At 69.2% G+C, this 12854-nt stretch carries 16 protein-coding genes; 10 read left to right on the top strand and 6 right to left on the bottom strand.

Annotated elements, in window-relative coordinates:
* Positions 1 to 88: 88 nt before the first annotated feature.
* Positions 89 to 1483 (top strand): leucyl aminopeptidase family protein, encoded by a 1395-nt coding sequence (locus tag NHG85_RS16605; RefSeq protein ID WP_253334458.1) that lies wholly within the window; start codon positions 89 to 91, stop codon positions 1481 to 1483.
* Between the two features lie 5 nt (positions 1484 to 1488).
* Positions 1489 to 2304, top strand: coding sequence for a C40 family peptidase (locus NHG85_RS16600; protein ID WP_253334460.1), 816 nt, complete (start codon positions 1489 to 1491; stop codon positions 2302 to 2304).
* A gap of 3 nt (positions 2305 to 2307) precedes the next feature.
* On the opposite strand, the gene NHG85_RS16595 is transcribed toward NHG85_RS16600, so the two are convergent.
* Complete coding sequence (locus tag NHG85_RS16595) at positions 2308 to 2649, bottom strand: DUF2794 domain-containing protein (protein WP_253334456.1); 342 nt, start codon at positions 2647 to 2649, stop codon at positions 2308 to 2310.
* Positions 2650 to 2935: 286 nt separating this feature from the next.
* On the bottom strand, positions 2936 to 3211 hold the full coding sequence (locus tag NHG85_RS16590; RefSeq protein ID WP_253334454.1) for an I78 family peptidase inhibitor: 276 nt from the start codon (positions 3209 to 3211) through the stop codon (positions 2936 to 2938).
* Between the two features lie 153 nt (positions 3212 to 3364).
* Between NHG85_RS16590 and NHG85_RS16585 the strand changes: the two genes are divergently transcribed.
* The 8 genes from NHG85_RS16585 to NHG85_RS16550 all read left to right on the top strand — a co-directional run bounded on the left by NHG85_RS16585 (position 3365) and on the right by NHG85_RS16550 (position 9922).
* Positions 3365 to 4495, top strand: coding sequence for an S-(hydroxymethyl)glutathione dehydrogenase/class III alcohol dehydrogenase (locus NHG85_RS16585; protein ID WP_253334452.1), 1131 nt, complete (start codon positions 3365 to 3367; stop codon positions 4493 to 4495).
* Between the two features lie 78 nt (positions 4496 to 4573).
* Positions 4574 to 5314: an NYN domain-containing protein gene (locus NHG85_RS16580; RefSeq protein ID WP_253334450.1), complete on the top strand. Its 741-nt coding sequence runs from the start codon at positions 4574 to 4576 to the stop codon at positions 5312 to 5314.
* Positions 5315 to 5382: 68 nt separating this feature from the next.
* Positions 5383 to 6360, top strand: coding sequence for an iron exporter MbfA (gene mbfA, locus NHG85_RS16575; RefSeq protein ID WP_253334448.1), 978 nt, complete (start codon positions 5383 to 5385; stop codon positions 6358 to 6360).
* A gap of 59 nt (positions 6361 to 6419) precedes the next feature.
* Entirely contained in the window at positions 6420 to 7127 is a 708-nt protein-coding gene (locus NHG85_RS16570; protein WP_253334446.1) for a nitroreductase family protein, read from the top strand.
* Entirely contained in the window at positions 7124 to 7954 is an 831-nt protein-coding gene (gene fghA / locus NHG85_RS16565) for an S-formylglutathione hydrolase (RefSeq protein WP_253334444.1), read from the top strand. The genes NHG85_RS16570 and fghA overlap by 4 nt, the downstream gene beginning before the upstream one ends.
* On the top strand, positions 7951 to 8409 hold the full coding sequence (locus tag NHG85_RS16560) for a YaiI/YqxD family protein (protein WP_253334441.1): 459 nt from the start codon (positions 7951 to 7953) through the stop codon (positions 8407 to 8409). The genes fghA and NHG85_RS16560 overlap by 4 nt, the downstream gene beginning before the upstream one ends.
* Positions 8406 to 9026, top strand: a complete 621-nt coding sequence (locus tag NHG85_RS16555; RefSeq protein ID WP_253334439.1) for an HAD family hydrolase — start codon at positions 8406 to 8408, stop codon at positions 9024 to 9026. Before NHG85_RS16560 ends, NHG85_RS16555 begins: the two co-directional genes overlap by 4 nt.
* Positions 9023 to 9922, top strand: a complete 900-nt coding sequence (locus tag NHG85_RS16550; RefSeq protein ID WP_253334437.1) for an ornithine cyclodeaminase family protein — start codon at positions 9023 to 9025, stop codon at positions 9920 to 9922. Before NHG85_RS16555 ends, NHG85_RS16550 begins: the two co-directional genes overlap by 4 nt.
* Before the next feature lie 12 nt (positions 9923 to 9934).
* On the opposite strand, the gene NHG85_RS16545 is transcribed toward NHG85_RS16550, so the two are convergent.
* From NHG85_RS16545 to lepB, 4 genes are read right to left on the bottom strand one after another with little or no spacing between them, the layout of a single operon-like run.
* Positions 9935 to 10273: a DUF1491 family protein gene (locus NHG85_RS16545; RefSeq protein WP_253334435.1), complete on the bottom strand. Its 339-nt coding sequence runs from the start codon at positions 10271 to 10273 to the stop codon at positions 9935 to 9937.
* A complete protein-coding gene (era, locus tag NHG85_RS16540) occupies positions 10266 to 11297 on the bottom strand; it encodes a GTPase Era (RefSeq protein ID WP_253334433.1) in 1032 nt (343 codons plus the stop codon). The genes NHG85_RS16545 and era overlap by 8 nt, the downstream gene beginning before the upstream one ends.
* The gene (gene rnc / locus NHG85_RS16535) at positions 11294 to 11974 is read right to left on the bottom strand and encodes a ribonuclease III (protein WP_253334431.1); all 681 of its coding nucleotides are present in this window, start codon (positions 11972 to 11974) and stop codon (positions 11294 to 11296) included. The genes era and rnc overlap by 4 nt, the downstream gene beginning before the upstream one ends.
* Positions 11971 to 12822, bottom strand: a complete 852-nt coding sequence (gene lepB, locus NHG85_RS16530) for a signal peptidase I (RefSeq protein ID WP_253334428.1) — start codon at positions 12820 to 12822, stop codon at positions 11971 to 11973. Before lepB ends, rnc begins: the two co-directional genes overlap by 4 nt.
* Between the last annotated feature and the right edge of the window lie 32 nt (positions 12823 to 12854).

Below are 12854 nucleotides of genomic sequence, written 5' to 3'. Positions count from 1 at the left end.
CGGGCTGACGCGCGATCCCGGTTGCGGTGGCGGTGCAGGGAGCTAGTCTCGCGCCCTGAACACCGCCCGCCGCCCCGAGGAGCCTGCCATGACCGCCCCCGATTTCGCCGCCGCCACTGCCGATGCCCTGCCGCTGCGGCTGGTGACGCCAGAGACGCTCGACGCCGCGCTGGAGGCGCTGCCCGAGGTGGCGCAGGGCTGGGTGCGGGCGCAGGGCTTCAGGGCGGGTGCGAGCGCGGTGCTGGCGCTGCCCGACGCCAAGGGGGGGCTGTGGGGTGCGCTGGTGGGCCTTGGCGGTGACAAGGCGCGCGCAAGGGGCCGTTTCATCGCCGCCGCCGCCGCCTCGAAGCTGCCCGAGGGGACCTATGCGCTCGATCCCTCCACGGAGCCCGCCCTCGCCGCCGAGACGGCGCTGGGCTGGCTCCTGGAGAGCTACCGCTTCGACCGCTACGCCCGGCAATCCGCGCCCAAGGCGCGGCTGGTGGCCCCCGCGGGCGTCGATGCCGACCGCATCCGCGCCATCGCGGCGGGGGAGGCGCTGACCCGCGACCTGATCAACACCCCGGCCTCGGACATGGGCCCCGCCGATCTCGAAGCCGCCGCCGCCGCGCTCGCCGAAGAGTTCGGCGCGCGCATGGCGGTGACGCGGGACGAGGAGCTGCTGGCGGGCAACCTGCCGCTGATCCACACCGTGGGCCGCGCCGCCGCACCCGACCGCGCGCCGCGCCTCATCGACATGCGCTGGGGAGATCAGGGTCCCGCGCTGACGCTGGTGGGCAAAGGCGTGTGCTTCGACACCGGCGGGCTCAACCTCAAGCCCGGCGCCTCCATGGGGCTGATGAAGAAGGACATGGGCGGTGCGGCCACCGTGCTGGGCTTCGCGCGCATGATCATGGCGCTGGGGCTGAAGATCCGGCTGCGCGTGCTGATCCCGGCGGTGGAAAATTCGGTCTCGGCCGATGCCTTCCGCCCCGGCGACATCCTCGCCTCGCGCAAGGGGCTGACGGTGGAGAACAACAACACCGATGCCGAGGGGCGGCTGGTGCTGGCCGATGCGCTGGCGCTGGGGGGCGAGGAAAGCCCCGATCTGATGATCTCCATGGCGACGCTGACCGGTGCGGCGCGTGTCGCGGTCGGCCCGGATCTCTCGCCCTTCTACACCGATGCCGACGAAGACGCGGCAGCGATCGCGGCCGCGGCGGCGCGGGTGGCCGATCCGGTCTGGCGGATGCCGTTCCACGACCCCTACGAGCCGCTGATCGAACCGGGCATCGCCGATCTCGACAACGCGCCCTCGGGCGGCATGGCGGGCTCGATCACCGCCGCGCTGTTCCTGCGCCGCTTTGCCGAGGGCACGCGCTACGCGCATTTCGACATCTATGGCTGGAACCCGAAGCCCGCCCCGGCGCGGCCCAAGGGCGGCGTCGGCATGGGGGCGCGGGCACTGCTGGAGGCGATGCCCGATCTCCTGGGGCTGGAATGACCGCGATGGACCGCCGTCTGACCCCCGCCAATGGCCGCGTCGCGGCGCTGGAACTGGCCGGGCAGGTCGCGGCCGAGCGCTACGTGCCGGGGCAGGGGGCGCGGGTGCTTTGGCCGGTGCTGGATCTGCTGGCCGCACCGGGCGGCGCGCGTGAGCGGCAGCTTCTGGCGGGCGAGGGCGTGGAGGTCTTCGAGACGCATGAGGGCTGGGCCTTCGTCCGCGCCGCGCGCGATGGCTATTGCGGCTATGTCGAAGCCGAGGCGCTGGGCGAGGCGCGCGCCGCGACCCATCTCGTCGCCACGCCCGCCACGCATCTCTATGCCGAGGAAAGCATCAAGTCGCCCGACCTCGCGCATCTGAGCTTCGGCAGCCGGATCACCGTGCTGCACGAGCGCCGCGAGCTGTTCGAGACGCCCGAGGGCTTTATCCCCAAGAAGCACCTGCGCGAGATCGACCGCCCGTTTTCGGACCCGGTGACGGTGGCGCAGATGTTCTTCGGCACGCCCTATCTCTGGGGCGGCAATTCGCGGCTCGGGATCGACTGCTCGGGGCTGGTGCAGGCGGCGCTTCTGGCGTGCGGCGTCGCCTGCCCGGGCGACAGCGACCTGCAGCAGACGCTGGGCCGCGACGTGGAAGGCGAAGCGCCGCAGCGTGGCGACCTGTGGTTCTGGAAGGGTCACGTGGCGCTGCTGGTGGAGCCGGAGACGATCATCCACGCCAATGGCCATGCCATGGCCGTGACCTACGAGGATTCGCGCAAGGCCGCGCTTCGGATCGAGGCGCAGGGCGGCGGGCCGGTGACGCACCGCCGCAGGCTCTAGGGCCTATTCGATCACCCGGAAGCGCCGCGCGTCGAAGACCTTGAGCACCTGCGTAAGGTCGTCGCCGCGCCGCAGCACCTGCCCCTCGGGGCCGATCACCGAGAACTGCCCCTGCCGGTGGCGCAGCTTGGGGCGCTTTTCGATGCGGTAGAGCGGCGTCTCGGCGGTGCGGCGAAATACGGAAAAGACGGCCAGCTCGCGCAGGGACGAGATCGCGTAATCGCGCCATTCGCCCGCGGCGACCATGCGGCCATAGACCGAGAGAATCGGCCCCAGCTCGGTCCGGTGAAAGGCGACCTGTTCGGGCAGGCGGCCGGGAAACGGCGTGGGAGGCTGCAGCGTCATGGGTTCAGAGTTACGCGCGCTTGGCGGTAATTCAAGGGTGACGGGGGTCAGCTCCAGCTGCGCCACGCGATTGCCGCGAAATCTCCGTCGGTCCGACTTGGGCGCACCGCATCCGCGCCGCGACTCGCTGGCACAAGGGGGTCAGCGGCAGGCACCCCGCCCCTTCGTGGCGATAACAGCCCCCACCTGACCCGCGGCGGGGCGGGGCCTGTTCGCGAAGCCGACCCGTCCCGCATGCGGCGCGACCGCATGCGGGACGGTTTCGGCGCCCTCTCCCCGCATCGGCTCAGCCGCAGTAGATGCGCGCGATCCGCTCCATGGCGTCGATCTCGAAATTGATCCGCTCGGGCACGAAATCCATCGTCGCCAGATCGCCGGGCCGTAAAATGCGCACCCGGCCGAGGATCAATTCGCGCTCCAGCGCGGTGGCGGGCGCGCCGACAAGCGGCTGCCGGGCCTCGGCGCCGCAGCTGCCGGGATCGGCCGGGGCGGGGCGTGGATCGGGGGCCCGCGCGACGGGCGCGCAGGCGGCGAGCATCAGGGGGAGGATCAGGTATCGCATGAGGCCGAGCCTGACCTGCCGCGCGGCCCCGCACAAGTGGTGCGCGAGGGGTCCGGCTCATTGGTCCGGCCCATTGATCTCGCCCGCGCTTTCCGCGACCCTGCCGGCCAAAGCGCGCCGCGCCCCGGCGCGCACCATCACGGAGGTCCTCCCATGCGCACACGTGCCGCCGTCGCCACCCAGGCCGGAAAGCCCCTCGAAATCATGGAGGTCAACCTCGAAGGCCCCAAAGCCGGGGAGGTGATGGTCGAGATCAAGGCCACCGGCATCTGCCATACCGACGAATTCACCCTTTCGGGCGCCGATCCCGAGGGGCTGTTTCCCGCCATTCTCGGCCATGAGGGCGCGGGCGTGGTGGTCGAGGTGGGCGAGGGCGTGACCTCGCTCAAGAAGGGCGATCACGTCATCCCGCTCTACACGCCCGAATGCCGGCAATGCCCCTCCTGCCTGAGTCAAAAGACCAACCTGTGCACCTCGATCCGCAGCACCCAGGGGCAGGGTCTGATGCCCGACGGCTCCTCGCGCTTCTCGACGCTCGATGGCGAGCCGATCCTGCATTACATGGGCTGCTCGACCTTCGCCAATCACACGGTCCTGCCCGAGATCGCGCTCGCCCGCGTGCGCGAGGACGCGCCCTTCGACAAGATCTGTTACATCGGCTGCGGCGTCACCACCGGGGTGGGTGCTGTGATCAACACCGCGCAGGTCGAGATCGGCTCGACGGCGGTGGTGTTCGGGCTGGGGGGCATCGGGCTCAACGTGATCCAGGGGCTCAGGCTCGCGGGCGCGGACATGATCATCGGCGTCGATCTCAACGACGACAAGAAGGAATGGGGCGAGCGCTTCGGCATGACCCATTTCGTCAACCCCAAGGAGATCGACGGCGATATCGTGGCGCATCTCGTGAACATGACCAAGCGGCGCGGCGACCTGATCGGCGGGGCCGACTACACCTTCGACTGCACCGGCAATGTCACCGTCATGCGCCAGGCGCTCGAATCGGCGCATCGCGGCTGGGGCGTCTCGGTGGTGATCGGCGTGGCGCCCGCGGGGGCCGAGATCTCGACCCGTCCCTTCCAGCTGGTGACGGGCCGCACCTGGAAGGGCACGGCCTTTGGCGGAGCGCGCGGGCGCACCGATGTGCCGAAGATCGTGGACTGGTACATGGAGGGCAAGATCGAGATCGACCCGATGATCACCCATCAGCTCAAGCTCGACGAGATCAACAAGGGCTTCGACCTCATGCATGCAGGCGAGAGCATCCGCTCGGTCGTGGTCTATTGAGGCGATGACTTCGAGGCCCGGCTTGACGCCGGGCCTTGGGGGCGCGATGGGCGATTGACCCGCAACAGGAGGCCCGAGATGCCCGAGACCCGTCCGCTCTATGCCGTGCTGATCGACGCCGACAACATCCCCGCGCGCTTCGCCAAGCCGATCCTCAAGGAGATCACCTCCTTCGGCGAGCCGGCGCTGCGCCGCGTCTATGGCGACTGGTCGGCCGACCGGCTCAAGGGCTGGGCCGACAACGTGCGCGCGCTGGGCCTCGTCGCGCATCAGGAGACCGCCAACACCAAGGGCAAGAACGCCTCCGACATCGGCCTCGTGATCGATGCGATGGACATCCTGCACACGGGGCGCTTCGACGGCTTCGTGCTGGTTTCGTCGGATTCGGACTTCACGGCGCTCGCCAACCGCATCCGCGAGCAGGGGCTCGACGTGATCGGCATCGGCGAGGCCAAGGCGCCCGAGAGCCTGCGCAACGTCTGCAACCGCTTCGTGCTGATCGAGAACATCATGGACGAGCCGGTGGCCGCCCCCAAGCCGGGCCAGCCGGAGGCCGAGGGCGAGGCACCTGTCGCACCCGCGGGCAAGAAGCCGCCGCTGGAGGCCGTGCCGTTGATCCTGCGCGCGATGGACAAGATCGAGCAGGACGACGACGAGTGGTACCCGCTGGGGCCGATCGGCCAGTACATCACCGCCGACAACCCCGATTTCGACGTGCGCAGCTATGGCAAGCGCAAGCTGTCGGATCTCGTGCTCGATCTCAAGCGCTTCGAGACCCGCAAGCAGGGCAACCAGCTTCAGGTCCGGCGCAAGGACTGAGCGCCGCGCGGGGTTGCGGGATCGGGCCGGGCGGGTAAATTGGAATCGTTCTAAAAAGGAGCGTTGCCATGATTCCCGGCCTGCCCTCGCGTCGCCGCTTCTCGGATCTGAGCGAGCAGGAGATCCTCGCGCTGGCAATTTCCTCCGAGGAGGACGACGCGCGGATCTACCGGCTCTATGCCGAGCGGCTGCGCGCGGATTTCGCGGCCTCGGCGGCGGTCTTCGACGGCATGGCCGCCGAGGAGGACGACCACCGCCGACAGCTCATCGCGCTGCATCGCGACCGCTTTGGCGAGGTGATCCCGCTTTTGCGGCGCGAGCACGTGGCAGGGTTTCACGCCCGCCGCCCGGTCTGGCTGATGGAAAACCTCGGGCTGGAGACAATCCGCGCGCAGGCCGCGCAGATGGAGCGCGAGGCGGGCGCCTTCTACGCCCGCGCCGCCGCCCATGCGCGCGATGCCGCGACCCGCAGGCTTCTGGGCGATCTCGCCGCCGCCGAGGCCGGGCACCAGGAGACGGCGCAGGCGCTTGAGGCGGAGCACCTCACCGATGAGGCGCGCCACGACGAGGACCACGCGGCAAGGCGGCAATTCGTGCTGACCTATGTGCAGCCGGGCCTCGCGGGGCTGATGGACGGCTCGGTCTCGACGCTGGCGCCGATCTTCGCCACCGCCTTCGCCACGCAGGACACGCACACGACCTTTCTCGTCGGGCTGGCCGCCAGCGTCGGCGCGGGCATCTCCATGGGCTTCACCGAGGCCGCCTCGGACGACGGGCAGCTTTCGGGCCGCGGCTCGCCCGTCAAGCGCGGGCTGGCCACCGGCATCATGACGACCGTGGGGGGGCTGGGCCACGCGCTGCCCTACCTCATCCCGCATTTCTGGACCGCGACGATCACCGCCATCGTCATCGTCTTTATCGAGCTCTGGGCCATCGCCTGGATCCAGAGCCGCTACATGGACACGCCGTTCTTCCGCGCCGCCTTTCAGGTGGTGCTGGGCGGGGCGCTGGTCTTTGCCGCGGGCGTGCTGATCGGCGGCGGGTGAGGCGGGTTGCGCCCGGTTCCGGCTTTGGCGAAACTGCCCCTTCGCAGGGGGAGGGCGCGATGAGAGACGAGACCGGAACCTACAGGCCGACCGCGCTGCCGCGCCGCCCCGCGCTGGACGATGCGGCCATGCAGGCGGCGGCCCGCGCGCATCACGACGCCATGGCATCGCGCCACAGCGTGCGCGACTTTTCCGACCGCCCCGTGCCGCGCGCGGTGATCGAGACCGCGATCGCCACCGCCGGGCGCGCGCCGTCGGGCGCCAACCAGCAGCCTTGGCACTTCGTGGCGATCTCGGACCCGGCGATGAAGGCCAAAATCCGCGCCGCCGCCGAGGAGGAGGAGCGCGTCTTCTACGGCGGCGGCGCGCCCGATGAATGGATCGCCGCGCTGGAGCCGATCGGCACCGGCGCCTCCAAGCCGCATCTCGAGGTCGCGCCCTGGCTCATCGTGGTCTTCGGCCAGCGCTGGGGCACGCGCGAGGACGGCTCGCGCTACAAGCATTACTACGTGCCCGAAAGCGTCGGGCTGTCCACCGGTTTCCTGATCGGGGCGCTGCACCTGTCGGGGCTGTCGGTGCTGACCCATACGCCGAGCCCGATGAAGTTCCTCACCGATCTGTGCCGGCGGCCCGTGGCCGAAAAGCCGGTGATGATCCTCGCGGTGGGCCACCCCGCCGCCGATGCCACCGTTCCGGCCGCGGCCCGGATCAAGAAACCGCTCGAAGAGATCCTCACCGTGATCTCGGAGAATATGGAGACGACATGAAGACGATCAGCGAAAACACCTGTTTCGGCGGCGTGCAGGGGGTCTATTCCCATGCCAGCGAAGCGACCGGCACCGAGATGACCTTCGGCCTGTTCCTGCCCGTCGAGGCGCAGGAAGGTCCGGTGCCGGTGCTGTGGGTGCTGTCGGGGCTGACCTGCACCCATGAGAACGCGATGACCAAGGCCGGCGCGCAGCGCTGGGCCGCCGAGCAGGGCATCGCGCTGGTCTTTCCCGACACCTCGCCGCGGGGCGAGGGCGTGGCCGATGACGACAGCTTCGACATGGGGCAGGGCGCGGGGTTCTACCTTAACGCCATCGAGGACCCCTGGGCCAGGCACTACCGGATGTGGGACTACGTGGCCGAGGAACTGCCCGCCCTGCTCGAAGGGCAATTCGCCATCGACGAGGCGCGCCAGTCGATCACCGGCCATTCCATGGGCGGGCACGGCGCGCTGACCATGGCGATGCGGCTGCCGGGGCGCTACCGCTCGGTTTCGGCCTTCGCGCCGATCTGCCACCCGACCCAAAGCGACTGGGGCCGGCGCCAGTTCACCGCCTATCTGGGCGCGGACGAGGCCGCATGGGCGCGCCACGACGCCACGCTGCTGATGACCAAGACCGGCTTCGACGGGCCGCTTTTGATCGACACCGGCACCGCCGACCAGTTCGGCGACAAGCTCGGCACCGAGGCTTTTGCGAAGGCCATGGCCGAACGCCGCCAGCCCGGCACGCTGCGCCTGCAGAAGGGCTATGACCACAGCTATTTCTTCGTCTCCTCCTTCATGGAGGATCACGTCGATTTCCACGCGCAGGCGCTCTGGTCATGATCTATGTCGATGCCGATGCCTGCCCGGTGAAGGCCGAATGCGAGACGGTCGGCACGCGCCACAAGGTCAAGGTCGCCATCGTCTCGAACGGCGGGCTGCGCCCGTCGCAGAACCCCTATGTCGAGACCGTCATCGTCCCCGAGGGGCCCGATGTGGCGGACATGTGGATCGCCGACCGGGCCAAGAGGGGCGACGTGGTGATCACCAATGACATCCCGCTCGCGGCGAAATGCGTGGAGGCCGGGGCGCAGGTGCTCAAGCACAATGGCGAGCCTCTGACCGGGGCCAATATCGGCAACGTGCTGGCCACCCGCGATCTCATGGCCGATATCCGCGCCGCCGATCCGTTCCGGCAGGGCGGCGGAAAGGGCTTCACAAAGGCCGATCGCTCGCGCTTTCTCGACGCGCTGGAGCGGGCGCTGCGCAAGGCCGGGACGGAAGGAGCAGGGTCATGAGCGTCGAAGCGGTGGTGTTCGACATCGGCAACGTGCTGATCGAGTGGAACCCCGAACGGGTCTATGACGCCGAGATCGGTCCGGAGCGGCGGGCCAAGTTGTTCGCCGCCGTCGATCTGCACGGCATGAACGAGAAGGTCGATCTGGGCGAGAATTTCCACCGGCAGGTCTCGACATTGGCCCGCGCGCATCCCGAGCGTGCCGCCGAGATCATGCTCTGGCACGATCGATGGATCGAGATGGCAAGCCCCGAGATCCCGCGCTCCGGGCGCCTTCTGCGGGCGCTCAAGGGGCGGGGTATCCCCGTCTTCGCCCTGTCGAATTTCGGGGTCGAAACCTTCGAGATCGCCCGCGCGCATTACCCGGTCTTTTCGGAGTTCGACGCGCTCTTCGTCTCGGGCCATCTGCGTATGGCCAAACCCGATGCGCCGATTTACGAGCGGCTTGAGCGCGAGACCGGCGTGGCGCCGGAGCGGCTTCTCTTCACCGATGACCGCAAGGACAACATCGCCGCCGCGCAGGTGCGCGGCTGGCGGACCCATCACTTCACCGGGCCCGACGGGCTGGCCGAGAGACTGGTGGCCGAGGGGCTGCTCACCGCCGAGGAGGCCGCATGACCGAGATCGTCCCCTTCGAGGCCGAGGCCAAGCTCGACTGGATCGCCATGGCCCGCGCGATCGAGGCGGGGCACGATCTGCCGCCCGCGCAGGTCACCGACACCTTCCTCTACCGGGGCGATGACACGCTGCTCAACCGCTCCGCCTGGATCGAGGGGCTGGGGATCGCCGTGAAGGTCGCGACGATCTTTCCCGGCAACCAAGGCCCGAGCGTCAATGGCGCGGTGAACCTTCTGTCGGACACGGATGGCACGCTGGAGGCGGTGGTGGATTTCCATCTCGTCACCAAGTGGAAGACCGCCGCCGACAGCCTCTTGGGCGCAATGAAGCTGGCGCGGCCCGACAGCCGGGAGATCCTGATCGTCGGCGCGGGCAACGTGGCCTCGTCCCTGCGCGAGGCCTACGGCGCGGGTTTTCCCCAAGCGCGCTTCACGGTCTGGAACCGCTCGCGCGAAGGCGCGGAGCGGCTGAAGGCGCGGCACGCGGATATCGAGATCGCCGAGGATCTCGAACAGGCCGTGGCCCGCGCCGACATCGTCACCTGCGCGACCATGGCGAAGGCGCCGGTCGTGCGCGGCGACTGGCTGCGCCCCGGCGCCCATCTCGACCTGATCGGGGCCTTCACCCCGCAGATGCGCGAGGCCGATGACAGGGCGTTGCAGCGGGCGCGGATCTTCGTGGATGCGCGCGCCACAACGCTCGATCACATCGGCGAGCTGAAGATCCCGCTGGAGGCGGGGGCGATCGCGCGCGAAGACGTGGTGGCGGAGTTCTCGGAGCCGGAGCTGTTCCGGCGCGAGAGCGACGAGGAGATCACGCTGTTCAAGAACGGCGGTGGCGCGCATCTCGACCTGATGGTGGCGCGGCATATCCTCGACCGCTGGCGCTCGGCCTGAAGCGCTGCAGGCCTAGTCGGCCAATCCCGGCTCCTCCAGAAGCGTCCGGCCTGCACGGTCTTCGACCTCGATCACCCATAGGTCGGGATCGAAGCGCCGTTGCTTCTCGATGCTGGCATCGACCTCGGCCTCGTCCCCCTCGGCGAGCACGATCCATGTCCGCGCCCCGCTCATCAGGTCGAGGCTGCGCTGATGGAGCCGCGCTTGCCCGTCGAGCGTGTTGGACTTCACCAGCACCGCGCCTGCCGTCTCGTCGCCCTTCGCTGTGACGAAGACGGGGATGTCATGCAGCCTGAGCCGCGCGAGATAGGCCGAGACCCAGATGCCCGCGGCGAGCCGTGGTTCAGCCATTGCCGTCCTTGAAATCGAGCCCCATCTCGGAATAGCGCTCGCGCTCTTCGAGCCAGTTGGGCCGCACCTTCACCTGCAAGAAAAGGTGCACCTTGCGGCCGAGGAACTCCGTCAGCTCCTCGCGCGCGGCCTTGGAGACCGACTTGATCGTCTCGCCGCCCTTGCCGAGCACGATGCCCTTGTGGCCTTCGCGCGCGACATAGATCATCTGGTCGACCCGGGCCGAGCCGTCGTCGCGCTCCTGCCAGCTCTCGGTCTCGACCGTCAGCTCGTAGGGCAGCTCCTGGTGCAGCCTGAGCGTCAGCTTCTCACGCGTCATCTCGGCGGCGATCATTCGCAGCGGCAGGTCGGCGAGCTGGTCCTCGGGGTAGAGCCAGGGGCTTTGCGGCATCTCGGCACCGAGCCATGCCTTGAGATCGGCGGCGCCATGGCCGCGTTCGGCCGAGATCATGAAGGTCTTCACGAAGGGATGCGCGTCGTTGAGCTCCTGCGTCAGCCTGAGCAGCACCTCGGACTTCACCTTGTCGATCTTGTTGATGGCGAGTGCGACGGGCTTGCGGCCAAGCCGGTCGGGCAGGGCTTCGAGGATCGCCTTCACGCCGTCGGTGATGCCGCGATGCGCCTCGACCAGCAGCACCACCATGTCGGCATCGGCCACGCCGCTCCATGCGGCAGCGACCATGGCGCGGTCGAGCCTGCGGCGCGGGCGGAACAGGCCGGGCGTGTCGACGAAGACGATCTGGGCGCGCCCCTCCATCGCGACGCCGCGGATGCGGGCGCGGGTGGTCTGCACCTTGTGGGTGACGATCGAGACCTTGGCCCCGACCATGCGGTTCAGAAGCGTCGACTTGCCGGCGTTGGGCTCGCCGATCAGCGCGACATAGCCGGCGCTGGTCGGGCCGTCCGTGTCGTCGCCGCCCACCGGCGCGCCGGGCAGGCCGTCCTCGTGCAGCGCCTCGGGCGTCTCGCCCTGAGCGGCACCCGTCGTCTCGTCGCCCTTCGGCGTCTCGTCATGCTCGCTCATTCGCTCACCCGTTTGAGTAGCGCGGCTGCCGCCGCCTGTTCCGCCTGCCGCTTCGACCCGGCGGTGGCGCTTTCCGACGGCCCCGAGGCCAGCGTCACCTCTATCGTGAAGACCGGCGCATGGTCCGGGCCCTCGCGTCCCGTCTCGGCATAGGCGGGTGGCGGCTCGCCGCGCGCCTGCGCCCATTCCTGCAGCGCCGTCTTTGGGTCGCGCGCGTCTTCCTCGACCCGGTTGATCCGGTCGCCCCAGACATGGCGCACCACCCGGCGCGCCGCCTCGAAGCCCGCGTCGAGATAGACGGCGGCGATCACCGCCTCCATCGCATCCGCGAGCAGCGCCTCCTTGCGGCGCCCGCCCGATTTCATCTCGGACCGGCCCAGCCGCAGCACCGCGCCGATCTCGATCTCTCGCGCCACCTCGGCGCAGGTCTCGCGGCGCACCAGCGCGTTGAAGCGCGGGGCGATCTGCCCCTCGGTGGCGTTGCGGTCCGCATCAAGCAGCGCCTCGGCCATCACGAGGCCCAGCACCCGGTCGCCGAGGAACTCCAGCCGCTGGTTGTCGTCGCGCATCGGCCCGGAGATCGAGCCATGGGTAACGGCGCGCGACAAAAGCTCGGGACGCGAGAACTCGTGCCCCAGCCGCCCCGCGAAGGCGCGCAGTTCGGCCGAAAGCTTCACTCGACCGCCTTGAAGAAACGATCCGACCGCCAGGTCCAGAAGGCCAGCATCGAGCGCCCGGCGGAGGAGAACATGATCCGGTCGGCCCGGCCCACGAGATCCTCGAAGGGGACGAAGCCCACGCCGCGCGCGTTTTGCGGCACGCGGCTGTCGGTGGAGTTGTCGCGGTTGTCGCCCATGAAGAACAGGTGCCCCTCGGGAACGGTGTAGACGCCGGTATTGTCGGACGACTGGGTGCCGATGTCGAGGATGTCGTGGCTGCGGCCATTCGGCAGCGTCTCGGTGTAGCGGGTCTTTTCGCAGGTGGCGCCCATGCCGACCGCGCCGTTGCGGCAGCGCGGCAAAAGCCCCTGCGGCCCCTGGCGCTCCATCACCTCGATGAAGGTACCCGCGGGCTCCATGCCCACCGCCTCGTCATTGATGAAAAGCCGCCCCTCGCGGACCTGGATCCGGTCGCCGGGCAGGCCGATGGCGCGCTTGATGAAATCCTCGCCCGTCACCGGGTGACGGAACACCACCACGTCGCCGCGCTCGGGGTACTCGCCCCAGAGCCGGTCGTTGTCGCCCTTGGCCCAGCCGCAGACATCCTCGGCCGAGATGTCGACACCGAGCGAGGCCAGGCGCACCGAGGGGCACGACGCGTAGGAGTAGCCATAGGCCATCTTGTTGACGAAGAGGAAATCGCCGATCAGCAGCGTGTCCTTCATCGAGCCCGAGGGAATCCAGAAGGGCTGGAAGAACAGGGTGCGGAAGATGCCCGCGATCAGCAGCGCCCAGAACACCGTCTTGACGGTTTCCCAAACGCTGTGGACGAAGCCCTGCTTCTCGGTGTCGGATCTGCTGGCCATGCGGAACGGTCCCTCGGGGTTTCGGGGCTACA

The sequence above is a fragment of the Limimaricola litoreus genome (assembly GCF_024159025.1).
Lineage (GTDB): Bacteria > Pseudomonadota > Alphaproteobacteria > Rhodobacterales > Rhodobacteraceae > Limimaricola > Limimaricola litoreus.
This window is presented reverse-complemented; position numbering and strand designations above follow the sequence as displayed.